Source organism: Micromonospora fiedleri (assembly GCF_016774385.1).
GTDB classification, from domain to species: Bacteria; Actinomycetota; Actinomycetes; order Mycobacteriales; family Micromonosporaceae; genus Micromonospora; species Micromonospora gifhornensis.
In genome coordinates this window covers 390919-417132 of record NZ_JAETXL010000005.1, presented here as the reverse complement: position 1 = coordinate 417132, position 26214 = coordinate 390919, and the positions used below count along the sequence as shown (strand labels likewise).

The following is a 26214-nucleotide window of genomic DNA, read 5'->3' as shown; positions in this document are numbered from 1 at the left end:
GACCGCTCGGCTCGCCGGCCGTCACGAGCGCACCAGCGGGGAGCCGTCCGGTGCCGTTCCGACCGTGGACGATGGCGCGCCGGTCGGGGACGGCGGCGTGCCGGTCGGTTCGGCGGAGAGCAGCGCGCGGTACGCCGGCACCTCGGCCAGCAGGTCGGTGTGCCGGCCGACGGCGGTGATCCGGCCGTCCTCCAGCAGCGCGACCCGGTCGGCCAGCGCGATGGTGGACGGCCGGTGCACCACCAGCAGCGCCGTCATGTCCCGCAGCACCCGCTTGAGCGCCGACTCCACGAGCGCCTCGGTGTGCACGTCCAACGCGGAGAGCGGATCGTCGAGGACCAGCACCGCGGGACGGACCAGCACCGCGCGGGCCAGCGCCAGGCGCTGCCGTTGCCCACCGGACAGCGACAGCCCCTGCTCACCGAGCCGGGTGTCCAGGCCCCACGGCAGGTCGTACGCGAACTCCGCCTGCGCCAACGCGAGAGCGGCCCGGACCTCGTCGGCACCGGCGTCGGGGCGGCCCAGGGTGAGGTTCTCCCACACCGACATGGAGAACAGCGTCGGTTCCTCGAAGGCCACCGCGACCAGCCGGCGCAGCGAGGCCAACCGCAGGTCGCGCAGGTCGTGGCCGTCGAGGGTGATCCGACCCGTCTCGACCTCGTGCAACCTGGGCACCAGGGACAGCAGGGTGCTCTTGCCGCTGCCGGTCGCGCCGACCAGGGCGAGCGTCTCACCGGGCTCGACGGTCAGGTCGATGCCGCGCAGCACCGGCGCGGCGGTGCCCGGATAGCGGAAGGTGACCGCCTCGAAGCGGAGCCGACCGCGCACCGCCGACCGGGCCAACGTGACCGCCTCGGGCGCGTCGACGATGGCCGGCGCGGTGTCCAGCACCTCCTGGATCCGGTCGGCGGCGGTGGCCGCCTCCTGGCCGTTGGCGATGATCCAACCCAGCGACTGCACCGGCCAGATCAGCATCAACTGGAGGCTGACGAAGGCGACGAGCTGGCCGATGGTGAGCCGGCCGTCGGCGACCGCGGCGGCACCGGCCACCAGCACGATTCCGAGGGTCAGGTTCGGCACCAGGTCCAGCAGCGCGGCGGTACGACCGAGCAGCCTGCCCTTGCCGACCCCGGTGTCGTGCAACGCGCGGGTGCTGGCCACGAACCGGGCGGTCAGTTGCGGCCCTCGCCCGTACGCCTTCATGGTGCGCAGACCCTGCGCGGTCTCCTCGACCTGGGTGGCGACGTCGCCCTGCTGGTCCTGCATGCGGCGGGACGCGGCGTGGTAGTGCCGGCCGAAGCGGCGGGCGATCACGAACAGCGGCACCGCGCTGGCCGCCACCAGCAGGCCGAGCACCGGATGCAACCGGACCAGCAGCACCACCACGACCAGGTAGGTGGTCAGGTTCAGGACCAGGAAGAGCAGTCCGAAGGAGAGGAACCGGCGCAGCACCGACAGATCGCTGGTGATGCGGGAGAGCAGTTGACCGGAGGGCCACCGGTCGTGGAAGCTGGCCGGCAAACGTTGCAGGTGGGCGTAGATGTCGTCGCGGATGGTCGCCTCCATCGCCACCGAGGACGACGACTGCACCCACCGACGGATGAAGATCAGCAGGGCCTCGACCAGGCCGAGCGCCAACGCGAGCCCGGCAAGCTGGAACAGCCCGGTCAGGTCCTGGTCGGCCACCGGCCCGTCGACCACCCGCTGGGCCACCAGCGGCACCGCGATGCCCGCCCCCGTCGAGGCGAACCCGGCCAGCAGCAGGACGCTGAACTCCACGGCGTGCGGGCGCAGATAGCGCCGCAGCCGCCACAGATTTCCGAGTGGATGTCTCCTGACCTCGGCCCGTCCGGCCGGGCCGTCGCCGCTCCCCGCAGCCACTACCCGACGGTAGCGGTAAATGAGCACGGCATTACTGTCGGCTTGTTGTCACCGATGTTGCCCTTTCGTCAACCGGCCTGACCAGCTACGGCCTCGCTTGTGCCATGGGTGTCCGTCGATGCATGCGGGTGGGTCGGCGTGGCTCAGCTTCCTCGCTCGTGGGTGAGCAACCATTCCTTCACCGGCAGCCCCCAGCGGTAGCCGCCCAGCTTGCCGTCGGTGCGCAGCACCCGGTGGCAGGGGACGAAGAGGGCGGCGGCGTTGCGGGCACAGGCCGAGGCGGCGGCGCGTACCGCCGCAGGCCGACCGGCCAGTGCGGCGTACCCGGTGTAGGTGACCGGTTGGCCCGCCTTCACCTCGCGCAGCACCTGCCAGGCGTGCGACAGGAAGACCCCGTCGCTGTGCTGCTCGACTGGTACGTCGTCGATCGCGGTCAGGTCACCACCGAGGTACGCCTCGACGGCCGCGGTGACCGGACCGAGGTCGCGCCGCTGGCGAGGCTCACCACGCAGGCCAGGGTGCATCACCGCGAGCACCGCCGCCGGATCGGCAGTGAACCCGGCGGCCCGGACCGCCCCGTCCGGACCGGCGAGGATCGTGAACGGACCGACAGGCGTGTCGACGGTGGCGCTGTCGATGATTGCGCCACTGTTCCGCAAGGTCGTACCCACACTGCTCTCCAAAGTCGAATTCACACTGCTCTCCAAGTTCTTGAGTTCACGCGGGCGTCCGAGGTCGAGTTGACGCGGCTCGCCAGAGCCGGACGACGGCGTACGAGCGCCACGGCCGCCAGCGGGTCGCGTACTCATCAAGGGCCGCGGGGGAGTCGGCCAGCCCGAGGGCGGCGGCACCCCGGCGCACGGCGAGATCGGTGGGCATGAACACATCCGGGTCGCCGAGCGCCCGCATCGCGATGTAACCGCAGGTCCACGGCCCCACCCCCGGCACCCGCGCCAACCGCCGCGCCACCTCCCCCCGGTCCCCACCCACCTCCAGATCAAGCTCACCCTCCACCACCGCCCGAGCCACCGCCCGAATCGCCTCCCGCCGCCCCACCGGCATCCGAAACCCCTCATCCGGCACCCCCAACACCTCCTCCGCCGCCGGAAAACCCCCCACCCGAACCCCCTCCTCCCTCGACGAAAACCCCTCCTCCCCGTTGATCAAGAGGTTTGCGTCCTCCCGAGCGCCATCCCCGACGCAAACCTCTTGGTCAACATGGTCGGGGGTGGGGGTGCGGAGGGTGTGGAGGAGGTGGGTGAGGGTGGTGCGGGCGGAGGTGAGGGAGATCTGTTGGGTGGTGATGGCTCGGACGGCCATCTCGAAGCCGTCGACGGCGTGGGGGACGCGTACCCCGGGTTCGGCGGCCACGGCGGCGGCCAGGGCAGGATCGGCGCTGAGAGTCTGGTCGACGGCGACCGGGTCCGCGTCGAGGTCCAGCAGGTGCCGGCAGCGGGCCACCGCCGGCGCCAGGTCACGCAGATCGGTCAGCCGCAGGGTGGCCGCGACATGCCCGTCCGCCGGGGTCAAGGCCACCGCGCCGGTGCCGTGCGGCAACCGCAACCCCCGGCGGTACGTCCCGTCCCGGACCTCGTCGACCCCCGGCAGGGTACGCAGCGCCAGAAACTCCAGCAGCGCGGGAGCATGCAACGGTGGGCGGTACGCCAACCGCAAAGTGATCGTGCCCGACCCGCCGAGCGCCGTACGCCGACCAGCCCGAAGCTGCGACGGAGGTACCCCGTACACCTCGCGGATCGTGTCGTTGAACTGCCGGACGCTGCCGAACCCGGCGGCGAAGGCGATCTCGGCCAGACCCAGCTCAGTGCTCTCGATCAAGGTACGGGCGGTCTGCGCGCGCTGCGCACGGGCCAGCGCCAGCGGACCGGCGCCAAGCTCGGCTCGAAGCATCCGGTGCAGGTGCCGTTCGGTGTATCCGAGCCGGGCGGCCAACCCGGGCACCCCGTCCCGATCCACCACCCCGTCGGCGATCAACCGCATCGCCCGGCCCACCACGTCCGCGCGGACGTCCCACTCCGGTGAACCGGGGGAGACGTCCGGTCGACACCGTCGACAGGCCCGCAACCCGGCACCCTGAGCAGCCGCCGCCGAGGGAAAGAACCGGACGTTGTGCCGTTTCGGCGTCACGGCCGGACAGGACGGCCGGCAGTAGATCCCGGTAGACGTCACGCCCGTGTAGAACCACCCGTCGAACCGCTGGTCACGGCTGTCCACCGCCCGATAACACCGCTCAAAGTCCAGCTCCACACCCCCGATCATGCGCCCCACCCCCACCCCCCGACTGGCGGCTTTCAGACCCCACCCTGCCCCGCGCTCGCCCCGTCCCGTCCCGCGCTCGCCCCGTCCCGTCCCGCGCTCGCCCCGCCCCGCGCTACCCCGTCCCGCGTCGCCCCGAGTCCTCCCGCCCCCTCCGCCCCCGCCCAGCGCCGTCGATCATGCACTTCTCGTCGGGACAAAAGGTGTGTAAGAGGACGAGTCAGCGACCATAAGTGCAAGATCGACGGGGTGAGGCGGGGGTGGGGCGCGGGCGGGGCGTGGGTCGGGCGGGAGGGGGACAGGAGGGGCGGGTGGGGGTGGGGTGTGGGGTGGGGCGGGAAGTGTCGGTTGTGGTGGGTAGCGTGCCGCCAGCAACTGAAGAAGGGGCGGGCGATGGCGAGCGTGGTGGGTCGGGCGGCGGAGCCGAGGCAGGGGCAGGTGCCGCTGGACGAGACCGTGGTCCAACGCTTCTACGAGCGGATGCGCGCGGTCGCGCCGGCGGCGGTCGGTGCCATCGAGCGGGATCGTGCCGATGACCCGGCGCGGACCTTCGCCGACACGGCCTGTGGGCGACTGCTGCGTTCGCTCGACGACGACGGCGTACGGGCACTCGGCATGTGGGTGCACCACTGGTGCATGCGCTTCTACGACGACGACACCCGGGCGGCACTGCGGCTGCTCCGGGAGATCGCCGGCCGCCCGCAGCTCGGCTGGACGGCCGACGAAGTCCATTGGATGCTCAACGAGTCCCACCAGGCCAACTCGGTAGCCGCCGCGCGGCTCACCCTCCCGCTGGCCGCCGCCGCCGAACTGGCCCCCGGCACAGTGCGGGTCGACACCCTGATACCCCGCCAGACCAGCCCGACCCCGCACCGCTGACCTATCGCGGCCCAGCACCATCTCGGGCCCGGCCGCGGCAGGTGACCCACCGATGCCCGGGAGCGTCGGGCAGCGGCGTAAGCTGGCTCGTCGTGAGTCTCACCATCGGCATCGTCGGCCTGCCCAACGTCGGCAAGAGCACGCTGTTCAACGCGCTGACCAAGAACGATGTGCTCGCGGCGAACTACCCGTTCGCCACGATCGAGCCCAACGTGGGCGTGGTCGGGCTGCCGGACGACCGGCTGCACAAGCTCGCCGAGATCTTCGGCTCGCAGAAGGTGATCCCCGCCCCGGTGTCGTTCGTCGACATCGCCGGGCTGGTCCGCGGTGCCTCCAAGGGGCAGGGGCGCGGTAACGCCTTCCTGGCGAACATCCGTGACGCCTCGGCGATCTGCCAGGTGGTACGCGCCTTCTCCGACCCGAACGTGGTGCACGTCGACGGCAAGGTCTCCCCGGCCGACGACATCGAGACGATCAACACCGAGCTGATCCTCGCCGACCTCCAGACGCTGGAGAAGGCGCTGCCCCGGCTGGAGAAGGAAGCCAAGCTCCGCAAGGACCGGGCCGCAGCGGTCGCCGCAGCCAAGCAGGCCGTCGAGGTCCTCGACGGCGGCACCACCCTGTACGCGGGCGCGGCGGCGGCCGGCATCGAGCTGGAACACCTGCGTGAGCTGCACCTGCTCACCACCAAGCCGTTCCTGTACGTCTTCAACGTCGACGAGGCCGAGCTCAACAACGCCGAGTTCCTCGACGAACTGCGGGCGCTGGTCGCCCCGGCCGATGCGGTCTTCATGGACGCCAAGATCGAATCCGAGCTGGTGGACCTGCCCGAGGAGGAGGCCCGCGAGCTGCTGGAGTCGATCGGCCAGTCCGAGCCGGGCCTGAACCAGCTCGTCCGCGTCGGCTTCCGCACGCTCGGCCTCCAGACGTACCTCACCGCCGGGCCGAAGGAAGCGCGGGCCTGGACCGTCCCGATCGGCGCGACCGCGCCGGAGGCCGCCGGGGTCATCCACTCCGACTTCCAGCGCGGCTTCATCAAGGCCGAGGTCGTCTCCTACCACGACCTGGTCGAGGCCGGTTCGATGGCGGCGGCCAAGGCGGCGGGCAAGGTCCGCATCGAAGGCAAGGAGTACGTCATGCAGGACGGCGACGTCGTGGAATTCCGCTTCAACGTCTAGTGCTGTTAGCTGAGCGGCCAGTTGCCACCAGGTTCGGCAGTCGCAACAAAGCCTGCCTGCAGTTCGTTGGGGTTAGCGACCCATGGCGACCAGAATAAGCGCAACAACAACTGAAACCGTAAAAGAGGTGACCCCGTATCGCAGCATCCGTATCGACCTGCGCAAGAATCGGTATCGGTATGCATGAGTCTGCAAGATGACCCAAAGGTTCACTGTGGCCCACGTCAACTCCTGTGACCTTGTAGCTAGCTCGAAGTTTTCGCGGAATGGCGTGTACTGCGGAAATTCGCGGATGGTGTCCGTGTGTTGGTAGTAAAGGCTCCGGGGTGGTTCGTCTCCGTAGAGTTTCCTCCACGTCTTTAGCGCGACGAATGCGCCAGCTGCACTGGCGATGGATGACGTGGCCAGTGCGAGCGTTACTGCGGCACCGATGGCGATGAGCACGAGGGAAGGTCGTCCGCCAAATACTTGCTCCTTAATTGTCTGTGGCGCAAGTAGGGCGACGCCGGCGATCAGGGCCGCGTTTGCAGTGATGACAAAAGATGCCCGACTCGCCACGGAGCCTCGAAGGCTATCGTAGCGACTAATGTGCCATCTTGCCGCCTCGATGCGCTCCAGCAGTTGCTGGTCGACTGGATCTTGAACTTGAGTTGCGCTAGGTGCTGGTTGGCCCAGAGGCCTCTCCCGCTCATCGCCTTTCGGGCAGGAAAATACGGGTGCTTGCAGTGCAGATTTGGTAGGTCGGGCCGGGAGAAGGGCGCGCAGTCGCTGACATGCTTTCGACATCCCTACATTGGACCAGATGAATTACGGAAGCTGAATCATCCGACGGGATCGGAGCTGACCGCCTGGACCAGGGTGCAGGATTAGCGCCTAGATTGAAGATCAGTCCCAGCCGGTGTCATGCGGGGCGGTATGCCGACGTGGCCGCTGGTATTTTGGTCGCAGCGTCGCGTGCCGGTGGCAGACCGTGTCAGGCATGGAGGCGCCGGACTGAAGGATGTCGATGATGCTTGTCGTCGGGCCTTCGTCTCTCACCTGTGGGTGAGGGCGAGAAGACCAGGCTGGTGGCCTGGAGCAATGAGCTGCGCCGGGTGCACGACCGGCTGCGCGAGGCACTGACCCTGACCCGGGAAGCCGTGGCCGACGGTGTGCCGGCCGAGTCGGCGACCCGCGATCTGCTGCTGTTCTGTCACGGGTTCTGCGCTGCCCTGACCGCCCACCACGAGGGCGAGGACCGCGACCTGTTCCCTGCCATCGCCGAGCAACACCCCGAGCTGCGGGACACGCTGTACTACCTGCGGCAGGACCATTCGATGATCGCGCACCTGCTGACCGGGCTCCAGGCGGCCGTGGCGCGAGCCGCCCCGCCTGCCGAGCTGGACCGGCACCTGGAAGGGCTGGCGGCCATCATGGAGTCCCACTTCCGGTACGAGGAGCGCCAACTGCTCACCGTGCTGGAGACCTTGGCGTTGGCCGCCGATCCGGAGACCGTGCTGGGGCCGCTGTGAGCGGGGCGCCGCCGGCCACGGGTGGGGCGACGGACCCCGTCGCCCCACCCGGTCAGCTGAGCCGGTAGACGGAGACGTGCGAGGTGCTGTCCGGGCCGAACGGCGTGTGGTCCCAGTCGGCATACCGCTCGGCGAGGTGGAATCCGGCCCGCCCCGCCATCTCGTCGATCTGCTCGGGCCACAGGTATCGCATGGCGAACGGATGCAGGTGCACCCCGGCAGCGCTGAAGGTGACCGTCTGCCGCAGGAACGTCTGCGCCGCCCGGTCGTAGCGGTGCAGCCGAATGCTCACCGAATCCTCGGTGATCGAGTAGGGCTGCACCTGTTCGTCCCGGTCGAAGTCCGCCGCGTTGGGCACGTACGTCTCGATGACGAACGCGCCGCCGGGCACCAGCACCCGAGCGACGTTACGGAAGCAGTCCGTCTGCCGCTGCTCGCGTACCAGGTTGAACAGCGTGTTGAAGACCAGGTACGCCATGGCGTACGGGCCGCGCACCGCTACGTCGGCCATGTCGCCGATGGCCACCGGCAGGTCCGCGCCGCCAGGCTTGGCGCGCAGCTTGGCCACCATCTCCGGCGACGCCTCCACCCCCTCGACGGGAACGCCCCGCGCCGCCAGCGGCAGGGCGACCCGTCCGGTGCCGATGGCCAACTCCAACACCCGGCCACCGCCGGCCCGGTCGGCGAGGAACTCCACCGCCAACGCCGGGTCGGGCAACCCACCTGGCAGATCGTAGGTGTCGGCCCAGAGTCGACCGAAATGCCCCGGATCATCGAAGACCGACATCAGCGGCCTCCGTCGGTACTACCAGCGCCGCGCGGCGCCTTGTTCACTCTTCCCCGTGTACGCACAAAGCCTCGTTTCGATGGAGTCGACGACGATTGCTCGCTGAACATGCGTCGCGTGCCTCATGTCGTGCTCCTTTCACTGAACGGCCACGCCAGCCAAGCGCGATCCACGTGTCCGGGCAACACCTTTTCGTGCAGCAGTGACCGTTTGGCCGGTAGCAAGAAGATCGACTCATGTGGACACTGTCCGGTGTGAAGGCGTTCGTGGGGGTGACCGACGAGACCTGGTTCCAGTTCCTGGCGCAACGGCCTCAGCTCACCGAGGTCAACTTCTGGCGGCCGTCGGGTGGCGCCTTTCGGGCCCTGACGCCGGGGGAACCCTTCCTGTTCAAGGCGCACTATCCGCTCAATCGGATCGTCGGCGGTGGCTTCTTCAGCGGCTTCGAGCGGCTTCGAATCTCCGAGGCTTGGGAATTGTTCGGCGAGGCCAACGGCACCGCGAGTCTCGAAGAGTTGAGGCGGCGAGTCGGCCGATACCGTCGGCAGCCGATCGAGCCTGAGGAAGATCCTTTCATCGGCTGCATCTTCGTCAGGGATTCAATCTTCTTCTCGCCGGACACCTACCCCGCTCCACCGCCTGACTTCGCCCCGAACCTGGTGCAGGGTAAGACCTACGACCTCAGCGCCACCTCGACGGCCGAATACTTCACACCGTTGCTCCGTCGTCTGCTCGGTGTCGAGATCGAGGTCGACCTCAGTCAGCCGTGGCATCGCCCCGGGCCGGTCTACGGCGACCCCAGGCTCGTGCCACAGCGTCTCGGTCAGCAGTCGTTCAAGGCTGTCGTGCTGGGAGCGTACGGGCGGCGCTGTGCCATCACCGGCAACAAGGTCCAGCCAGTGTTGCAGGCCGCCCATATCCGTCCACTGCCGTTGGGCGGTGAGCACCGGCTGGACAACGGTCTGTTGCTCAAATCCGACGTGCACATCCTCTTCGACCGCGGCTACCTCGGTGTGGACCCGAAGCACCGCCTGGTCGTCAGCCCGCGCCTACGCAGCGAATTCGGCAACGGCGACCAGTTCTACGCCAAGGCGGGAACTGAGATCTCCCTACCGCAGCGGCCTCAGGACCGCCCGAACGCCGAGTTCCTGGAATGGCACCTGGACACGGTCTTCAAATCCTGACGCCGGTCGTCCGCGGCCGCCTCCACCCACTGCCTCGCCTCAGCCGCCTGCCGCTCGCGTTCGACGCCGAGCCGCCCCTGAACGTGACGATGGCGGTCGGGACATGGTTGCTGGACTGCAGCACAGCCGGAGCATCAAACGGATGCAGCAACAGAAGCAAGATCGCGCTCGATCAGGTATCGAGTGGCATCAGAGCGGCAGGGTAACCACTTAATCCCTGATCGAGCGCGATCTTGAGAAGGAAACCAACGCTGGGCGCTGGGGGTGCGGATCTGGTGCGCCCAACTGTCTCGATCCGGACGCCAGTCAGGCTCTACAGGTAACCAGGGTGACCAGGGAGGGTGGGTCGCTGCCTCCGCAGCCGCCTAAGCCTCAACCCGTTGCGGGGCGGGTGATGGCGATTTCGTCGCCGGGAAGAACCTCCGTCCTGCCCTCGGCGTCGCGAATTTCTAGTACCGGCACTCCCTCGTCAAGTCCGAGGTCCAGTCGCTCTATGCCAGTCGGCATGCGAGCGATGGCTGAGCTGCCAGCGGCAAGCTCGACGGTTCGGCGTTCGGTGGTTTCGCGTACGTAGCTGCCGTGTCCGCGCTGGGTGCGAACGAGTCCTTCGGAACGCAAGAGCGCGACCGCCATGCGGACCGCCTCTCGGCCGATTCCGTACTCCTGCGTCAGCCGCGCCTCGCTCGGGATGAGGCTGCCCGGCCTCAGCTCGCCTGACTCAATCCGTTGCCTGAGTAGGTCGGCCAGTTGCACATAGACCGGCGTGTGCAGGCGCGGATCGATGCTCATACCACATCAGCCTTGTCCCCATATGGCCACAAGTTAGGATGCGCCCCCGTGGGGTTGTGCCCCTGAGTGGACGTCCGTATAGTCCCAGTCACGTTCGGTGTGCGGATGAGGAACTCGGCGCTATCCGCCTCCGGTGAGCTGCTCTGTCGCCGTACTGCTGGTGGGCTGCGGTGGTGGGGCCGTGGGCACCCGCCGGCCCGGGTTGGCGGGTGCCCACTTCCAACGAGATCCGTAACGGGAGGGGAGAGGGCGTGGAGTTCTTCCGGCGTATCGGGCGGCGGCTGTGGGCCGGTCGGGGCGGGTCGGTTCGGCAGACGCACGAGCCTGGCTACTACCGGTCGGCGGCGTACTCACCGTTGCGGCCGTGGCAGGTGCGGGGTCGGCAGTTTCAGACAACTCGGCGTTGGCGGCGTGGGCTCGATCCGGGGGAGGTGCGGGAGTTCCTGGATCGGGTCGCCGACGACCTGGCCAGCGTGTATGACGCGCTCGGCGTCAGCAGGCAGGAGACCGCCCGGATCAAGGATGCGTTGCGCTGCTGGCAGTCCCAGCAGGCCGAGCGTGCCCATGCGGGGCAGCGCTGATGGGTCAACGGTTCGTCATCCATCTGCCGGTGGTCGCCGGGGACCTGACCGCCGCCGTACGCCTGGGTCGGGTGGTGGCGCGGTGGGCGAGTCTGCTCGCCCGGACCGACCCGGGGGAGACCACCGTCTCGGCCGAGGACTCCCAGGGCGTACGCCATCGGGTCTTCTGTGACCTGCGGTTGGTCGGCGGTCGGCGGTGTGTGCTGCGCGCCGACCACGACGGTCCGTGTTCTCGGCGGCTGACCCGGTGACCGGCCGCACGGACGCCCGGCACGGTCCGCCCTCGGCACCGGTGGTCGACTGTACGAGTTGCGCCGGGGCGGGAGTGGTCACCGAGCCCTGCCGGTGTGGCGACGGCGGCGACCGGCTGCTCGTGGACGGGCGTGACGAGGTCGGGCAGGCGTACCAGGATTGTCTGCTGTGCGGTGGCGGCGGGCGGCTCACCATCGACTGCGAAGGGTGCCGCGGCAACGGGCGGCGGCGAGCGCAGGTGGTGCTCACGGTCGCGGACCTCGACACCGGCGCGGTGGCGTCGGCGAACGTCGTGCCGGGCAGTGTCGAGCCGACCCCGGCGGCCCAGGGCGGCTGGTGTCTCGACCTGACCGCCCTGATCGGCGAGCAGGCCGTGCGCGCCGGCCTGGCCGCTGCTGTCGTGTTGACCGTGCCGCTGCGCCGGTGGCGTCCCGGCTGGTCGGCTGCCCGACGTCGGGCGATGGAGGCGGAGGCGATCGCCCGGCAGGGGTACCGGCCCTGGTGGCTGCTGCTGGGCCGGTCGGCCGCCCCACCCGCCGAGGAACCGGCGCAGCGGTTGAGCCGCCTCTGCGCGCTGGCGGACCTGCTCCGACTCGACCTGGTCATCGAAGCCCGCAGGCAGTCGTACGGTCGCCCGACCTGGCATGTGCGGTTCGACCTGCCGGGCGCGGAGGTACCCGCGCAGACCCCCGCCCACTGGCCGGACCTGCCCACGGCGGTCGCCGCGACCAGCGACGACGATGCGCTGTTCGGCTTGATGGAACGGGGGATGGGCGCACCGGCGTACACCATCGACCCACACCATGCGGTGCGGGCCGCGCGGCCGGTTGTCGACCTGGCGCAGCTCGGTCGGCGGCTCGTCGCCGACCTGCACCGGGTGCCGGGCGCGCAAGCGGTGTGGCGGGACGGGCGCTGGTGGTACGTCCGGCTCGTGGTGGGCGGCAGCACGGTGCTGCTCACCGAGCGGGAGACCGGGCAGGTGGCCCGGCAGGTGGTCACCCTGCTACGCCGGGTCGCCGAACCACCCGCGCCGTCCTGGCAGGGCGTGCCGGTGCCGTACACCGCCTGCCCGGACTGCGTGCCCGGTGGACGGCTGACCCGCTGCGACTGCCTCCGCCACGGTGCGGTCGATGGGCAGTGTCGACTCTGCGACGGAGCCGGATATGCCCCCGCCGTCTTCGGCTGCCCGGGTTGCCGAGGTAGCCGCCGACGGTACGCCCTGCTCACCGTCACCGTGACCGACCTGGCCAGCCGCGTCGACCACGAACTGTGGCTGCCCGGTGACGGGCCGACGGTGGCTCCGGGTCACCGCCTCGACCGCCCGTACCGGCTCGCCGACCAGGCCGCCGCATTCGGCGTACGCCCAGAGGACCTGACCGAGGCCGACGGCGGCCGACCCCTCGGCTACGAGCTGCGGGAAGGTCTCGTGTTGGCGGGCGGGCCGAACCCGCAGCGACGGTTCGTGGCCTCGGCCGCTGCCGGGCGGCCCGCGGCCCGGCTGATCGTGGTGGCCCGCCGCCCCGACGCGCCGCCGCTGTCGGACCTGATCCGATTGGCCCACGGGCTGTCGCTGTCAGTGCTGGTCAGCGTGCAGGACGACCGCCCGGCGGGGATGTCGCTGCTGTGGGCGGTGTCGCTGATACCCGGCGGCCTTGACCCGAGCCAGCTGGATCGGCCGGGTCTGAGCGGCGTGGATCGGCTGAGTGCCGGTGGGGTGGATCGGCCGGGTCCGGGTGGGGTGGATCGGCGGGGCCCGGGTGGGGTGGGTCGGCCGCATCAGCTCACTGTCGAGGCGGCGGTGGCGTTCTGCCTGCGGCACCTCGACGACGCCCTGCGGACCGCCGTGCCGACGGACCCGGGCGTGCCGATCCCGGTGCCGCAAGCGCCGGCCTCCACCGCGCCACCCGACCCCGTGCCCGACATCCTCGCCCTGGCCGCGCGGCACACGCGGCGCGAGGTGACCGTGGAGATCGGCGGGTACGAGAGCCGCATCCACCTGCGTGGGCCGCACGGCTGGCAGCTGCTGGCCCAGGCCGCGACCCTTGGGGAAGCGCTCCGCCGGCTCCGCTGACCTGGCCTGCTCGGCTGATTCGGCGTGCTCCGCTGATTCGGCGTGCTCGGCCGGTGCGGCTTGCTTCGCTGGTTCGGCCTGGTCAGCTGATGTAGTGCAGGATCACGTTGTGCACGTGGTGGCTCTTCTGGTCACCCCGGAACTCCACCTCGTAGGTGTGCGTGCCGACGTGGATGGCGATCGCGCCGGTGGAGAAGAACGAACCACCCCAGGACTTGTTGCTGACCACGCTCACGCTGGTGATCTTCGAGTACGGGATGCTGGTGATCGCGTACCGCTTGCCGATGAACGAGCGATCCTGGATGATCACGCGCCGGTCGGTCAGCCCGATGAACCCGGTGCCGGTGCCGACGGCGTCGTAGACAGCGATGATCTGTTCACCGTCGAGCAGGCCGCTCTGTATCTGCTGGAACTGCTCTTTACGGTCGTACGTGGGGTTCGCCATGCGCCTCACGGTAGGCGGCCGACGCCAGTCAGCCCGTACCCCCGGCTCCTGGCCGCCCGCGGGCGGGTCAGGTCGGTCGACCCTCGTCCGGCTCGGCGACCGCCCGGTACGCATCCTCGATGCGGGCCGCCAACAGGACCTCGCCCTCGCTGAGCGGGCTGTTGCTGTGCCCGACCCGGATCTGGGTGTGGTCGGCGCGCCGGCTGATCTCCGGCCGGAGATGAAGCGCGTCGGCGACCACCTTGACTCGCTCGGTCAATGCGGCATGCTGAGTGTCGTCGATGACCAAGGTGCGCCGGATCTGTTCGCCTTCCCGCGTCCACCCGTTCAGGAGGGTGAGCGCGTCGCTGAGGTAGTCGTGCTTTGCGCGACCGCCGAACAGCGCACGCATTACCGCACCTCCCAGGCTTCGTTGCCGGCTTGTGGCCAAATCGTCGCCGCCCCGTGTCTTGTCGGTGCCCTCTAGTCTTACGTCGCACGGATGGTGTGTCCACGCCCACACTTCTGGGGATTCCTGGCCTGACGGACGACCACGCTACCCAAACCGCCGATTGATCTGGCACGCTGGACGCCCGTGTGGACCGAACGGGCTAACAGCACCGGACAGGCCGCCCAACGAGACCCAAAGGTGATCGTCGGGGCGGCGATCATCGAGGACGGCCGGGTGTTGGCCTGCGCACGCTCCGCGCCACCGGAGGTGGCGGGCATGTGGGAGTTCCCCGGCGGCAAGGTGGAACCGGGGGAGAGCGAGACCGCGGCCCTCGCCCGCGAGTGCGTCGAAGAACTGGGCGTACGCGTCGAGGTCGGCGAACGGGTCGGCCGCAACGTACGGATGGCCCACGGCCGCAGCGTCCTCAAGGTGTACGCCGCCCGCCTGCTCCACGGCGACCGCCCCCGCGCCCTGGAACACTCCGAGATCCGCTGGCTCTCCGCCACCGAACTCGACACCGTAACCTGGCTCCCCGCCGACACCCCCATAGTCACCGCCCTCCACCCCCTCCTCTCCCCCAACCCCTAACCCCACCCCCACCCCCACCCATTGCACCGTTGATCATGAGGTTGGCGGCAGTACTCGATCTCCACCGTGCCGCTAACCCCATGATCAACGGAGGTCTGACGGGCGGGATAGGGCTTGGCGGACGACCCAGGGGATGTAGGCCGGGTCGAGGGTGTCCTGCCAGGTGAAGCGGAGGACGGACCAGCCGGCGTTGATCAGGCGGTTTTGGCGGCGACGGTCGGTGAAGATCGCCTCTGGAATGCTGTGCGCTCCTCGGCCGTCCGCCTCGGCGATCACTTTTCGAGTACGCCAGCCCAGATCCCCGATGCCGAGCAGGTAGCCGTCGTCATCGCGTACCTCCAGCTGCAGCACGTCGGGTGGCACCCGGCCGTCAATGCAGCGCAGTCTGGTGCGGGTTTCGAGCGGGGATTGTGCCCGTCCGTCCGCCTCGGCCAGGTAGCCGCGAGCGGCCACCGCGCCTCGTCTGCGCCTGATCCGGCGGGCGATAGACGCGAGATCCGCTGTCTCCAGCAGCCTCTGGTTCAGCGCCGAGTCGAGCACCGAGACGGCCGGGTACCGCCCGGCGCGGAGGATGACGTCGCTGACCGTGGCGATGGGGTCGGTGGCCAGCAGCCCATTCAGGCTGACCAGCGACTCCACCGGGTGGTCCAGTTGGTGCAGTACGACGTGAGGTTGTCTGATCCGGGCCTGCTTTGCGGCCACCGGCGGCAGGCCGATGTGAATCTCGTCGGACGCCGGTAGGCCGGCGATCCGATGAACCTCGGCGGCGGTGCCGAAAACCGCGTACGCGGCCGGCCCCAGCGACAGCAGCGTGGCCCGGACCTGCTGACGCCGAGACGGCTGTACCGCCCAGATCGGATGCGGAAGATAAACCGCCCGAGCGAGGGCCTGCCACCGCCCGCAGGTCACAAGGTTGTCAACCTCATGCCGAGTAAACCCGGCCTCCAGCGCCTGCCCCCGACATACCAGCCCATCCTGCCGCCCCGCAACCCAAAAAATCCGCCTCCCTCGATCCACCCCCCAACCCTGGCCCGCCCCCAACTCCCCCCGCAGCCCCTGTGGATAACTCCCACCCATTCCACCGTTGATCATGAGGTTGGCGGCACCATGGAGATCGAATACTGCCGCCAACCTCATGATCAACGCGCAGAATGGGGAGAGGGCTGCGGCGGATGCCGCAGCCCTCTCCCCGTCGGGTTGAGCTAGTGTTTTTCGTCTTGTTCGGGGTGGGCGAAGTTTAGGTGCTCGGGGGGGAGCGGGAAGGTTACGTCGTCGCCGAAGGGGCTCGGGGCGGCGGCGCGGTCGGAGGTGAGCTCCGTGAGGGGGAGCTTGCCGTTGGCGCCGACTGCGGGTGCGGTCGGGTGGGGCACCTCGCGGTGCCAGTTGACGCCCTGCTGCGCCTGCACTTCGGCGGCGGGGTCGTGCGAGCCGCCCGCGTGCGAGTGCACCCCCTGGCCGCCGGTGCTGGAGCGCACCGCGCCTGGGGAGTGTTCGCTGGTCACGATGGTCTGAGGCACTTGACCCCTCCGGAAGATCTTGCTGCCGAGCCACACAAGGGGATCGTACCTGCGGTCGACGACCCGTTCCTTCATCGGGATGATCCCATTGTCAGTGATCTTGATGTGCTCGGGGCAGACCTCGGTGCAGCACTTGGTGATGTTGCAGAAGCCCAGGCCCTGTTCCGACTGCGCGTACTCCTTGCGGTCGGTCCGGTCGTCCAGGGGGTGCATGTCCAGTTCGGCGGCCCGGATGAAGTACCGCGGGCCGGAGAACGCCGGCTTGTTGTCGTCGTGGTCACGGATCACGTGGCAGACGGTCTGGCACAGGAAGCACTCGATGCACTTGCGGAACTCCTGCGAGCGCTCCACGTCGACCTGCTGCATCCGGTAGTCACCGGGGGCCAGGTCGGGCGGGGGAGCGAAGGCGGGGGTCTCCCGGGCCTTCTCGTAGTTGAACGACACGTCGGTGACCAGGTCCCGGATCACCGGGAAGGTGCGCAGCGGGGTGACCGTGACCGTCTCGTTCTCCTCGAACGTCGACATCCGGGTCATGCAGCCGAGCTTGGGCATCCCGTTGATCTCCATGGAGCAGGAGCCACACTTGCCCGCCTTGCAGTTCCACCGGCAGGCGAGGTCCGGCGCGTCGGTGGCCTGCAACCGGTGGATCACGTCGAGGACCACCTCGCCCTCGTTCACCTCGACGGTGTAGTCCTGGAGTTCACCACCGTCGGCGTCGCCTCGCCAGATTCGGAACTGACGCTTCGTACCCATCTTCAGCTCTCCTTCCCGGCGGCGTCGGTATCCTCGGCCTCGGCGGCGGCGAGGGCATCGAACTCGGCGAGTTCTTCGTCGGTGAGGTACTTGGCCAGCTCCGCGCGGTCGAACAGGGCGATCAACTCGGCGCGCATCTTCGGTAGCGGCTTGCGGTCCAGGCGGACGGTGTCGCCCTCCAGCGAGCAGACCAGGTTGACCCGCCGCCACTGCGGATCCATGGTGGGGTGGTCCTCGCGGGTGTGACCGCCACGCGACTCCCGGCGCTCCAGCGCCGCCTTGGCGGTGCACTCGGAGACGACGAGCATGTTGCGCAGGTCCAGCGCGAGGTGCCAGCCCGGGTTGTAGCGCCGGCCGCCGGCCGCGCTGACCTTCGCCACCCGTTCGCGCAGCTCCGCCAGGCGGACCAGCGCGTCCTCCAGTTCGGCCTCCCGCCGGATGATGCCGACCAGGTCGCCCATCACCGCCTGGAGGTCCTGCTGGAGGGTGTACGGGTTCTCGCCGGTGTCGCGCTGCAACGGCGCCAGCGCGGTCTCCACCGCCACCTCCACAGCGGCCACCTCCACCCGGGGGCGGCCGGTGAGCTGGTCGACGTAGTTGGCCGCGTGACCGCCGGCCCGCTTGCCGAAGACCAGCAGGTCGGACAGGGAGTTGCCGCCAAGGCGGTTGGAGCCGTGCATGCCGCCGGAGACCTCACCGGCGGCGAACAGACCACGCACCGAGCCGTACGCGGCACCGGTGTCCGGGTCGACCTCCACGCCACCCATCACGTAGTGGCAGGTGGGACCGACCTCCATCGGCTCCTTGGTGATGTCGACGTCGGCCAGTCCCTTGAACTGGTGGTGCATCGACGGCAGGCGGCGACGGATCTCCTCGGCCGGCAACCGGGACGCGATGTCCAGGTAGACACCGCCGGCCGGCGTACCCCGGCCTGCCTTGACCTCGCTGTTGATCGCGCGGGCGACCTCGTCGCGGGGCAGCAGCTCCGGCGGGCGCCGGTTGTTGTCCGGGTCGGTGTACCAGCGGTCCGCCTCCTCCTCGGTCTCCGCGTACTGCTTGCGGAAGACGTCGGGGACGTAGTCGAACATGAACCGCTTGCCCTCGGAGTTCTTCAGGATCCCGCCGTCACCGCGGACCGACTCGGTGACCAGGATGCCCTTGACCGACGGCGGCCAGACCATGCCGGTGGGGTGGAACTGGAGGAACTCCATGTTGATCAGAGTCGCCCCGGCCCGCAGCGCCAGCGCGTGACCGTCTCCGGTGTACTCCCACGAGTTCGAGGTGACCTTGTAGGAGCGGCCGACGCCGCCGGTAGCGAGCACCACGGCCGGCGCCTCGAAGAGGACGAACTCGCCGGACTCGCGGTAGTAGCCGAAGGCCCCGGCGACCCGGTCACCGTCGAGCAGCAGCTCGGTGATGGTGGTCTCGGAGAAGACCCGGATCCGGGCGTCGTACGAGCCGAACTCCTGCTTGTCCTCCTGCTGCAGCGAGACGATCTTCTGCTGGAGGGTACGGATCAGCTCCAGGCCGGTCCGGTCGCCGACGTGGGCCAGTCGCGGGTACTCGTGGCCGCCGAAGTTGCGCTGCGAGATCTTGCCGTCCTTCGTACGGTCGAACAGCGCGCCGTACGTCTCCAGCTCCCAGATCCGCTGCGGCGCCTCCTTGGCGTGCAGCTCGGCCATCCGGAAGTTGTTGAGGAACTTGCCGCCGCGCATGGTGTCGCGGAAGTGCACCTGCCAGTTGTCCCGGCTGTTCACGTTCCCCATGGCCGCGGCGGCGCCACCCTCGGCCATCACCGTGTGCGCCTTGCCGAACAGCGACTTGGAGATGATGGCGGTCTTCTTGCCGGCCAGCCGCGCCTCGATCGCCGCGCGCAGGCCGGCGCCGCCGGCTCCGATGACGACGACGTCGTAGTGGTGTCGTTCGATGCGAGTCGTAGTGCTAGTCATGTCAGCGGGGCCCTTAGTTGATGAACCGCAGGTCGGAGATCCACCCGGCGGCGACGGACATGACGTAGAAGTCGGTCAGCGCCAACGTGCCGAGGGTGATCCAGGCGAGCTGCATGTGCCGGACGTTCAGCCAGGAGACGTAGCCCCAGAGCCGGTACCGGACCGGATGCTTGGAGAAGTGCTTCAGCCGGCCACCGATGATGTGCCGGCAGGAGTGGCAGGAGATCGTGTACGCCCACAGCATGATCACGTTGCCGAGCAGGATCAGGTTGCCCAGGCCGAAGCCGAAGCCCTCGGGGCTGCGGAAGGCGGCGATGGCGTCCCAGGTGTTGATCAGCGAGATGATCGCGGCGAAGTAGAAGAAGTACCGGTGCGAGTTCTGCACGATCAGCGGGAACCGGGTCTCACCGCTGTAGGAGGCGTGACCGTCGGGCACGGCGCAGGCCGGCGGCGAGAGCCAGAACGACCGGTAGTACGCCTTGCGGTAGTAGTAGCAGGTCAGCCGGAACAGCAGCAGGAACGGCAGGGTGAACGCGGCGTCCGGGATGATCCACCAACCGGGCAGGTACTGCCCGAAGTGGGAGGCCTCCGGAATGCACCGGTCGGTCACGCACGGCGAGTAGAACGGGGTCAGGTAGTGGTATTGCTCGACCCAGTACCACTTGTGCATGAAGACCCGGACCGTCGCATACGCAATCCACGCGCTGAGCCCGATGACCGTGATCAGCGGGGCGATCCACCAACGGTCCGTACGCAACGTCTTCGCCGCGATGGCGGCGCGTGCGCGCGCTCCCCGCGGTTTCGTTGCCGATGATGTCATTCGTGTCTCCCTGACGGGGCCCTCTCACGGGCGGCGGAACACTTTCCGGTCGGCACGCGGGGCCGGCCATGCCGGCACCGCATGTCACGTCATGCGCACACCAACGACCGCGCCGGGCGTACCGGAGCAGCTAAGTGACACACGTTACGCCGATCTAGGCGGGCCGTCCGCGCAAGGCAGTGTCCCGTGTGTCCCGCTCTTTGGAAAGCCTCCTGCCATGATCAATATGCGAGCGTCCGAAAAAGATCGACCAGCGGTCGACGGCTGGTCAACCGGACGCCCCGCCGGTGAAGTTCCAGGAGGCCAGCCGCAGCGACGGCGCTGCCCACCGGGCACCGTCCCAGCGGTTCGGCTGGCGGGCCGTACGCCGACCCACCTCCACCACCGCACCCGGCCCGAGCGCCCGCGGGTACGACTCGGTGAAACGCAGGTCGCGAACCGCGCGGGTGACCTGGCCGTCCTCGACCAACCACACCCCGTTTCGGGTCAGGCCGGTGATCACCAGACTCTTCGGGTCGAGCACCCGGGTGTACCACAGGTCGCTGACCAGCAGGCCGCGTGACATCCGGGAGACCAGGGCGGCGGTGTCCGCATCGGCCACCGCCCCGGCCAACGGCCCCACGGCCCCGCCGCCTGCCGCTGCGTCGGAAATCGCCGGAGCTGCGCCGGCCGGGCCCGATGTGGTCGTCGCCCCGGCCGCGACGAGGCGCAGGTTGCGCGGGATCGGGCCGACGGTGCTGGCGCCCTCCCAGGCATGCCCGGTGGACTCGCCGCCCACCGCGGCGGCGCTGCGCCGGTCGTGCACCACGGTACGGGTGAGCCCCGCGTCCACCAGGGGCAGCGCGCCCGTCGGCGTGCCCTCCAGGTCGAACGGCAGCCCGGCGGCGTCGAACGGATCGTCGACCAGGGTCACCGCCGGATCGAACTGGGCCACACCGGGCTCGGCGAAGGACTGGCCTTCGGCGTACCGCTTGCCGTTGAAGCCGTACCAGGCGAGATTCTCCAGCAGGTCGGCCACGGCGGCCGGTTCCAGCACCACCGGGTACCGCCCGGGCGGCAACTCCACCGGGTCGGTGGCGGCCCGGGCCTTCGCGGCGGCCCGACGCCCCAACGCGGCGGCGTCGAGGTCGGCCAGCCGCTCCACAGAGTCGCGGGCCGTGCCGTCGACGCCGCCGGCCCGGGCGATCCCGTCCATCGCCGCCTCCGCCGTGAGACCCTGCACCGCCTGGCCCGCCGAGTTCGCGAACGCCACCGAGCGGAACGCGGTCCGGCAGTAGCCGGCGGTCTCCAGGCCCTCCGCCGCGTCGACGTAGGCCCGGACCAGCGCCGCCCGGTCGTGCGGCCCGGCCTGAGCGGTGGCCGCGTCCCACCGCGACGGGGCCACCGGCGCCGGCGGGGCGAGCCCCGGCCAGGCCGGATCCCGAGGCGCGAACCGCACCGTCGCGAGCACCCGCTCCACCAGCCCACGCAGACCGTCGGGGTCGACCGTGGTGCTGCTGGCGGCGACGGTACGACCGTCCAGGTGGATGCGCAGCCGGACCTCCACGGCGGACTCGGCGACGTTCTGGTGGATCGCGGAGTTGGCGAACCGGGTCAACGCCAGCTCCGCCCGGCTCACCGTCGCCTCCACCTGCGCACTCGCGCCGCCGAGCCGCCCCACCAACTCCACCACCTGCCCGGCAAGCGCCAATTCCTGCCCGGCGAGCGCCAGCTCACTCCTCGCGCTCACGCTTTGACCCCTACCCGGACGTTGCGGAAGCGGGCCGGGGCGGCCGGGTGGCCGGTGTGCCCGATCTGGCCGGGTTGGCCCTTGCCGCAGTTGGGCGTGCCCCACGAGACGATCTCGGAGGAGAGCATGTCCATCGAGCGCCAGAACCGTGGCCCGATGCCGGTGTACGTCGGGTTGCGCAGCATCCGTCCACGCCGGCCGTTGCGGATCTCCCACCCGATCTCGCAACCGAACTGGAAGTTCAGCCGCTTGTCGTCGATGGACCAGGACCGGTTGATGTCCATCAGCACCCCCTCGTCCGTGGCGGCGATGATCTCGTCCAGCGTGTGCGGGCCCGGTTCCAGGCCGACGTTTGTCATCCGTACCATCGGCAGCCGCGCCCAGCCGTCGGCGCGTACGCTGCCGCCGTAGTCCAGGCCCGCGACGGCGGCCGAGTCCCGCCCGGCCAGCACGCCCACCCACCGCCCGGCGCGCACCGCGTCGCGCCGCACCGCCGGTGAGCCCTCGTCGTCGTAGCCGAAGCTGCCCAGCGCGCCCGGGATGGTCGGGTCGATGGTGATGTTCATCAGCTCCGAGCCGTACTGCAACGAGCCGAGCTGGGCGAGATCCAGCCACGAGGTGCCGGCGAAGGCGGCCTCCCAGCCGAGGATGCGGTCCAGCTCGATGGCGTGTCCGACCGACTCGTGGATCTGCAACGCCAGCTGCTCGCCGCCGAGGATCAGGTCCGTCTCGCCGGTCGGGCAGAGCGGCGCGGTCAGCAGCTCCCGGGACTCCTCGGCGATGCGCGCCGCATGGGCGGTCAGGTCGAGTGAGTCGACGAGCTCCCAGCCGGTGGTGCCGTACTGGCCCCGGTAGCTCGGCCAGGACCGGCGTTGCGTCTCGCCGTCGCCGATCGAGGTGGCCGAGATGCCGCCGCCGCATTCGCGGATGTGCTGGTCGATGCGGTGGCCCTCGCTGGAGACGAACCACTTCGTGGTGTCCCAGACCTGGTAGAGCCCTTCGGCGAGGTCGGCGCCGTGGTCGGCCATTGTGGTGGTGGCGGCCACCAGCAGGTCACCCTTGGTGGCCAGGGAGACACCGAGTGGGTCCACCGTGCAGGGTGACGACCAGCTCGCGGTGGTCGGCGTGCCGGCGACGAGGTCGACTTTCGGGCCCGGCACCAGACCACTCGCGGCAGCGGTCCGCGCGGCCCGGTGGCCGGCGTCGCGGGCGGCCTGCTCGGACAGTTCCGGTACGGCGTGGAAGCCCCAGCTCGCACCGACCAGGGCGCGTACGCCCAGGCCGACGCTCTCGTCCTGGGTCAACGCCTCGATCTCGCCGTTGCGCGCCGACATCGACTCGTAGCGTCGGTGCATCACCCGGGCGTCGGCATACCGGGCGCCCGCGTCGAGGGCGGCCTGTACCGCGGCGGATGCCGCGTCGAACTCGCTCATGAAACGACCCTAGGCGAGTCCCTGACAAACGTCAGCACAGTGGTGGGACGAGCGGGGCAGCGAGGGTGATCCGGTGCGTGCGATCCTGTTCGGGCAGCAAGGGGTACGTAACTTGTTTTCAGCTCTCACGTTTCTGCTGTAGTTTCCCTTCCCCGGGGGCGCGGAGGGAGGCGATTGTGGTCCCTTACCTGCGCGTCGACGACCTGCGGGTCAGCTTCACCGGCCCCGACCGGGTGGTGCGCGCGGTCGACGGTCTCTCGTTCGCGGTGCAGCGCGGGCGCACCCTCGCGGTGGTCGGCGAGTCCGGCTCGGGCAAGAGCGTCACCGCGCTGGCCGTCCTCGGTCTGCTCGACGCCCGGCGGGCCATCGTCACCGGGCGGATCACCCTCGGCGGGCGTCAACTGGTCGGCCGACCGGAGGCCGAGGTGCGCCGGCTGCGCGGCCGGGACATGGCGATGATCTTCCAGGATCCGTTGTCGGCGCTGCATCCGTACCATCCGGTCGGTCGGCAGATCGCCGAGGCGTACCGGGTGCATCACCGGCGGGCCGGTCGGGCGCAGACTCGGCGACACGTGGTGGAGTTGCTCGCCCGGGTGGGGATCGCACAGCCGCAACGGTGCTACGACCAGTACCCGCACGAGTTCTCCGGTGGCATGCGGCAGCGGGCGATGATCGCGATGGCGCTGGTGAACGGTCCGGATCTGCTGATCGCCGACGAGCCGACGACGGCGCTGGACGTCACCGTGCAGGCGCAGATCCTCGACCTGCTGGCCGACCTTCAGGTCGAGTTCGACACCGCGATCCTGCTGGTCACCCACGATCTCGGGGTGGTCGACCAGGTCGCCGACGAGGTGCTGGTGATGTACGCCGGCCGGGCCGTCGAGCAGGGCAGCGCCGAGCAGGTGCTGCGCCGGCCGCAGCATCCGTACACCTGGGGGTTGCTGTCCAGCGTGCCGTCGTGGCACGGCGACCCGGCGACGGAGCTGGCGACGATTCCGGGCAGCCCGCCGAGCCCGACCGACGTGCCGGCCGGCTGCGCCTTCCACCCACGCTGCCGCTACGCCGTGGAGACGAACGGCCGTTGCCGGGTCGAGCGACCCGAGTTGCGTACCGCCGGGGCCCCCGGCCACCGGGTGGCCTGCCACCTCGGCGACGAGCAGCGCGCCCGGTACGCCCAGGACGCCGCCGGGGTGGTGCGATGACGGCGGTGGCCGGCGAGCCGCTGCTGCGGGTCCGCGGACTGACCAGGCATTTTCCGGTACGCGGCGGCCTGCTGCGGGCGGTGGACGGGTTGGACTTCGAGGTGCGGGCGGGCGAGACGCTCGGCCTGGTGGGGGAGTCCGGCTGCGGCAAGAGCACCACCGGACGGCTGCTGGTGCGGCTGCTGGAGCCGACCGGAGGGCGCATCGAGTTCGCCGGACAGGACATCAGCCATGCCGGGCGGCGGGCGTTGCGTCCGCTCCGGCCGCAGATGCAGATCATCTTCCAGGATCCGTACGCCTCGCTGAACCCTCGGCACACCGCCGGCCAGATCATCGCGATGCCGTTACGGGTCAACCGGATCACCCCGCCGGGCGGCACCCGGGCCCGCGTGCGGGAACTGATGGAACTGGTCGGCCTGGACCCGGCACACGACAACCGCTATCCGCACGAGTTCTCCGGCGGTCAACGCCAACGCGTCGGCATCGCCCGCGCCCTGGCGACCGGGCCCCGGCTGGTGGTGGCCGACGAGCCGGTCTCCGCCCTGGACGTGTCGATCCAGGCCCAGGTGGTCAACCTGCTGCGCCGGCTGCAACGCGAACTCGGCCTGGCGTTCGTCCTCATCTCCCACGACCTGGCCGTGGTCCGGCACGTCTGCCAGCGCATCGCGGTGATGTACCTCGGCCGGATCGTGGAGATCGGCGACCGCGACGACATCTGCCGGCGTCCGCAGCATCCGTACACCCGGGCGTTGTTGTCGGCGGTGCCGGACGTGGCCGGGCGCGACCGGGCCGGGCGGATCAGGCTGACCGGTGACGTGCCCAGCCCGGTGGATCCGCCGTCGGGCTGCCGGTTCCGGACCCGCTGCCCGAGCGCCCGCGAGCGGTGTGCGGTGCAGGAGCCGGCGCTGATCCGGCGCGACGGCGGCAACCAGGCGACCGCCTGCCACTTTCCCGTCGGAGCGTCGGCGTGAGCCTTTCGCCGGTGGACCCGGCGGTGCGGATCGGGGCCGGCGATCGGATTCCGACGGGGCGGACGGTGGGCCGCTCGCCGGGCCGACTCGCCTGGATGCGGCTGCGCCGCGACCGCACCGCCCTGGTCAGCGGGGCGGTGTTGGGGCTGTTCGTGCTGGTGGCGCTCGCCGCGCCCCTGATCGAGGCGGCGTACGCCATCGGCCCGCACGACCAGTTCCAGAGCCGGCTGGACGGGTTCGGCATGCCCCTCGGTCACGCCGGTGGTGTCTCGGGTGAGCACTTCTTCGGGCTGGAACCGAGGCTCGGGCGGGACATCTTCATCCGCCTGGTGTACGGCCTGCGTACGTCGTTCTTCGTCGCCTGCACCGCGGCGGTGCTCAGCACCGTGATCGGGACGGTGCTCGGCGGGCTGGCCGGGTACCTCGGCGGCTGGCTCGACGCGGTGGTCAGCTGGATCACCGACCTGACCCTGGCCATGCCCTTCCTGGTCGTCGCGCTCGCCCTGACCCCGACCCTGACGGCGCGCTTCTACGGGCAGCGCGACGAGGTGCCGTCGGCCTTCGGGGTCGGCGTGCTGATCGCGATCTTCGCCGTGTTCGGCTGGACCAGCACCGCCCGGCTGGTACGCGGGCAGGTCATCGCGCTGCGCGAGCGGGAGTTCGTGGCGGCGGCCCGGGCCAGCGGGGCAGGGCCGGGTCACCTGCTGGTACGGCAGTTGTTGCCGAACACCTGGGCACCGATCCTGATCTCCTTCTCGTTCGCGGTGCCGCAGTTCGTCACCGGCGAAGCGGCCCTGTCGTTCATCGGTGTCGGGCTGACCGAACAGACCCCCAGCTTCGGTCGGATGATCTACCAGAGCCTCGACTACCTCCAGACCGACCCGGCTTTCGTCCTCTTCCCCGGCGGCACGCTCGTCGCCCTGGTGTTCGCGTTCAACCTGTTCGGCGACGCCCTGCGCGACACGCTCGACCCGAGGTCGACGAGGTAGT

General features: G+C 69.9%; 25 protein-coding genes. 11 read left to right on the top strand and 14 right to left on the bottom strand.

The window, feature by feature from the left end:
* Positions 1 to 21 precede the first annotated feature (21 nt).
* From JMF97_RS16025 to JMF97_RS16015, 3 genes are all read right to left on the bottom strand, one after another.
* Positions 22 to 1881, bottom strand: coding sequence for an ABC transporter ATP-binding protein (locus JMF97_RS16025; protein ID WP_203222298.1), 1860 nt, complete (start codon positions 1879 to 1881; stop codon positions 22 to 24).
* 143 nt (positions 1882 to 2024) lie between these two features.
* A complete protein-coding gene (locus JMF97_RS16020) occupies positions 2025 to 2522 on the bottom strand; it encodes a methylated-DNA--[protein]-cysteine S-methyltransferase (RefSeq protein ID WP_412101353.1) in 498 nt (165 codons plus the stop codon).
* Between the two features lie 76 nt (positions 2523 to 2598).
* The gene (locus JMF97_RS16015) at positions 2599 to 4146 is read right to left on the bottom strand and encodes a DNA-3-methyladenine glycosylase 2 family protein (protein WP_203222297.1); all 1548 of its coding nucleotides are present in this window, start codon (positions 4144 to 4146) and stop codon (positions 2599 to 2601) included.
* Between the two features lie 402 nt (positions 4147 to 4548).
* Here JMF97_RS16015 and JMF97_RS16010 point away from each other — a divergent pair, with 402 nt between their 5' ends.
* Both JMF97_RS16010 and ychF read left to right on the top strand, forming a co-directional pair.
* Positions 4549 to 5034, top strand: a complete 486-nt coding sequence (locus tag JMF97_RS16010; protein ID WP_203222296.1) for a hypothetical protein — start codon at positions 4549 to 4551, stop codon at positions 5032 to 5034.
* 92 nt (positions 5035 to 5126) lie between these two features.
* A complete protein-coding gene (gene ychF, locus JMF97_RS16005; RefSeq protein WP_203222295.1) occupies positions 5127 to 6212 on the top strand; it encodes a redox-regulated ATPase YchF in 1086 nt (361 codons plus the stop codon).
* 72 nt (positions 6213 to 6284) lie between these two features.
* On the opposite strand, the gene JMF97_RS32425 is transcribed toward ychF, so the two are convergent.
* Complete coding sequence (locus tag JMF97_RS32425; protein ID WP_498043309.1) at positions 6285 to 6998, bottom strand: Pycsar system effector family protein; 714 nt, start codon at positions 6996 to 6998, stop codon at positions 6285 to 6287.
* A 254-nt stretch (positions 6999 to 7252) separates the two neighbouring features.
* On the opposite strand from JMF97_RS32425, the gene JMF97_RS16000 reads away from it, so the two are divergent.
* Entirely contained in the window at positions 7253 to 7723 is a 471-nt protein-coding gene (locus JMF97_RS16000; protein WP_203222294.1) for a hemerythrin domain-containing protein, read from the top strand.
* Positions 7724 to 7775: 52 nt separating this feature from the next.
* Here JMF97_RS16000 and JMF97_RS15995 read toward each other — a convergent pair whose 3' ends face one another.
* Positions 7776 to 8510: a class I SAM-dependent methyltransferase gene (locus JMF97_RS15995; protein WP_203222293.1), complete on the bottom strand. Its 735-nt coding sequence runs from the start codon at positions 8508 to 8510 to the stop codon at positions 7776 to 7778.
* Between the two features lie 272 nt (positions 8511 to 8782).
* Between JMF97_RS15995 and JMF97_RS15990 the strand changes: the two genes are divergently transcribed.
* Positions 8783 to 9694 carry an HNH endonuclease gene (locus JMF97_RS15990; RefSeq protein WP_307816935.1) on the top strand — a complete coding sequence of 304 codons (912 nt, stop codon included), beginning with the start codon at positions 8783 to 8785 and terminating at the stop codon, positions 9692 to 9694.
* Between the two features lie 372 nt (positions 9695 to 10066).
* On the opposite strand, the gene JMF97_RS15985 is transcribed toward JMF97_RS15990, so the two are convergent.
* Entirely contained in the window at positions 10067 to 10483 is a 417-nt protein-coding gene (locus JMF97_RS15985) for a GntR family transcriptional regulator (RefSeq protein ID WP_203222292.1), read from the bottom strand.
* Between the two features lie 251 nt (positions 10484 to 10734).
* On the opposite strand from JMF97_RS15985, the gene JMF97_RS15980 reads away from it, so the two are divergent.
* The 3 genes from JMF97_RS15980 to JMF97_RS15970 are packed head-to-tail and all read left to right on the top strand — an operon-like array spanning position 10735 to position 13387.
* Entirely contained in the window at positions 10735 to 11064 is a 330-nt protein-coding gene (locus JMF97_RS15980; RefSeq protein WP_412101352.1) for a DivIVA domain-containing protein, read from the top strand.
* A complete protein-coding gene (locus JMF97_RS15975) occupies positions 11064 to 11315 on the top strand; it encodes a hypothetical protein (RefSeq protein ID WP_203222291.1) in 252 nt (83 codons plus the stop codon). The genes JMF97_RS15980 and JMF97_RS15975 overlap by 1 nt, the downstream gene beginning before the upstream one ends.
* Positions 11312 to 13387: a hypothetical protein gene (locus tag JMF97_RS15970; protein WP_203222290.1), complete on the top strand. Its 2076-nt coding sequence runs from the start codon at positions 11312 to 11314 to the stop codon at positions 13385 to 13387. Before JMF97_RS15975 ends, JMF97_RS15970 begins: the two co-directional genes overlap by 4 nt.
* An 82-nt stretch (positions 13388 to 13469) precedes the next feature.
* On the opposite strand, the gene JMF97_RS15965 is transcribed toward JMF97_RS15970, so the two are convergent.
* Together JMF97_RS15965 and JMF97_RS15960 are read right to left on the bottom strand one after the other, a co-directional pair.
* Entirely contained in the window at positions 13470 to 13832 is a 363-nt protein-coding gene (locus JMF97_RS15965; RefSeq protein WP_013735804.1) for a PH domain-containing protein, read from the bottom strand.
* A 67-nt stretch (positions 13833 to 13899) separates the two neighbouring features.
* Entirely contained in the window at positions 13900 to 14223 is a 324-nt protein-coding gene (locus JMF97_RS15960; protein WP_203222289.1) for a 4a-hydroxytetrahydrobiopterin dehydratase, read from the bottom strand.
* Positions 14224 to 14406: 183 nt separating this feature from the next.
* Between JMF97_RS15960 and JMF97_RS15955 the strand changes: the two genes are divergently transcribed.
* Positions 14407 to 14850 (top strand): (deoxy)nucleoside triphosphate pyrophosphohydrolase, encoded by a 444-nt coding sequence (locus JMF97_RS15955; RefSeq protein WP_203222288.1) that lies wholly within the window; start codon positions 14407 to 14409, stop codon positions 14848 to 14850.
* A gap of 84 nt (positions 14851 to 14934) precedes the next feature.
* Here the strand turns inward: JMF97_RS15955 and JMF97_RS15950 are convergent, their stop codons facing one another.
* The 6 genes from JMF97_RS15950 to JMF97_RS15925 form a co-directional block, all read right to left on the bottom strand.
* Positions 14935 to 15759: a putative endonuclease domain-containing protein gene (locus tag JMF97_RS15950; RefSeq protein ID WP_307816933.1), complete on the bottom strand. Its 825-nt coding sequence runs from the start codon at positions 15757 to 15759 to the stop codon at positions 14935 to 14937.
* A gap of 293 nt (positions 15760 to 16052) precedes the next feature.
* Positions 16053 to 17120 (bottom strand): succinate dehydrogenase/fumarate reductase iron-sulfur subunit, encoded by a 1068-nt coding sequence (locus tag JMF97_RS15945; protein ID WP_203222287.1) that lies wholly within the window; start codon positions 17118 to 17120, stop codon positions 16053 to 16055.
* A gap of 2 nt (positions 17121 to 17122) precedes the next feature.
* Complete coding sequence (locus JMF97_RS15940) at positions 17123 to 19069, bottom strand: fumarate reductase/succinate dehydrogenase flavoprotein subunit (protein ID WP_203222286.1); 1947 nt, start codon at positions 19067 to 19069, stop codon at positions 17123 to 17125.
* Positions 19070 to 19082: 13 nt separating this feature from the next.
* Positions 19083 to 19889, bottom strand: a complete 807-nt coding sequence (gene sdhC / locus JMF97_RS15935; RefSeq protein WP_203222285.1) for a succinate dehydrogenase subunit SdhC — start codon at positions 19887 to 19889, stop codon at positions 19083 to 19085.
* A 268-nt stretch (positions 19890 to 20157) separates the two neighbouring features.
* The gene (locus JMF97_RS15930) at positions 20158 to 21618 is read right to left on the bottom strand and encodes a TldD/PmbA family protein (RefSeq protein WP_307816932.1); all 1461 of its coding nucleotides are present in this window, start codon (positions 21616 to 21618) and stop codon (positions 20158 to 20160) included.
* Positions 21615 to 23051 carry a TldD/PmbA family protein gene (locus JMF97_RS15925; protein ID WP_203222284.1) on the bottom strand — a complete coding sequence of 479 codons (1437 nt, stop codon included), beginning with the start codon at positions 23049 to 23051 and terminating at the stop codon, positions 21615 to 21617. The genes JMF97_RS15930 and JMF97_RS15925 overlap by 4 nt, the downstream gene beginning before the upstream one ends.
* A 176-nt stretch (positions 23052 to 23227) precedes the next feature.
* Between JMF97_RS15925 and JMF97_RS15920 the strand changes: the two genes are divergently transcribed.
* The 3 genes from JMF97_RS15920 to JMF97_RS15910 are packed head-to-tail and all read left to right on the top strand — an operon-like array spanning position 23228 to position 26213.
* Complete coding sequence (locus tag JMF97_RS15920; RefSeq protein WP_203222283.1) at positions 23228 to 24253, top strand: ABC transporter ATP-binding protein; 1026 nt, start codon at positions 23228 to 23230, stop codon at positions 24251 to 24253.
* Complete coding sequence (locus tag JMF97_RS15915) at positions 24250 to 25224, top strand: ABC transporter ATP-binding protein (RefSeq protein ID WP_203222282.1); 975 nt, start codon at positions 24250 to 24252, stop codon at positions 25222 to 25224. Before JMF97_RS15920 ends, JMF97_RS15915 begins: the two co-directional genes overlap by 4 nt.
* Positions 25221 to 26213, top strand: a complete 993-nt coding sequence (locus JMF97_RS15910; protein WP_203222281.1) for an ABC transporter permease — start codon at positions 25221 to 25223, stop codon at positions 26211 to 26213. The genes JMF97_RS15915 and JMF97_RS15910 overlap by 4 nt, the downstream gene beginning before the upstream one ends.
* The last annotated feature ends 1 nt before the right edge of the window (position 26214 follow it).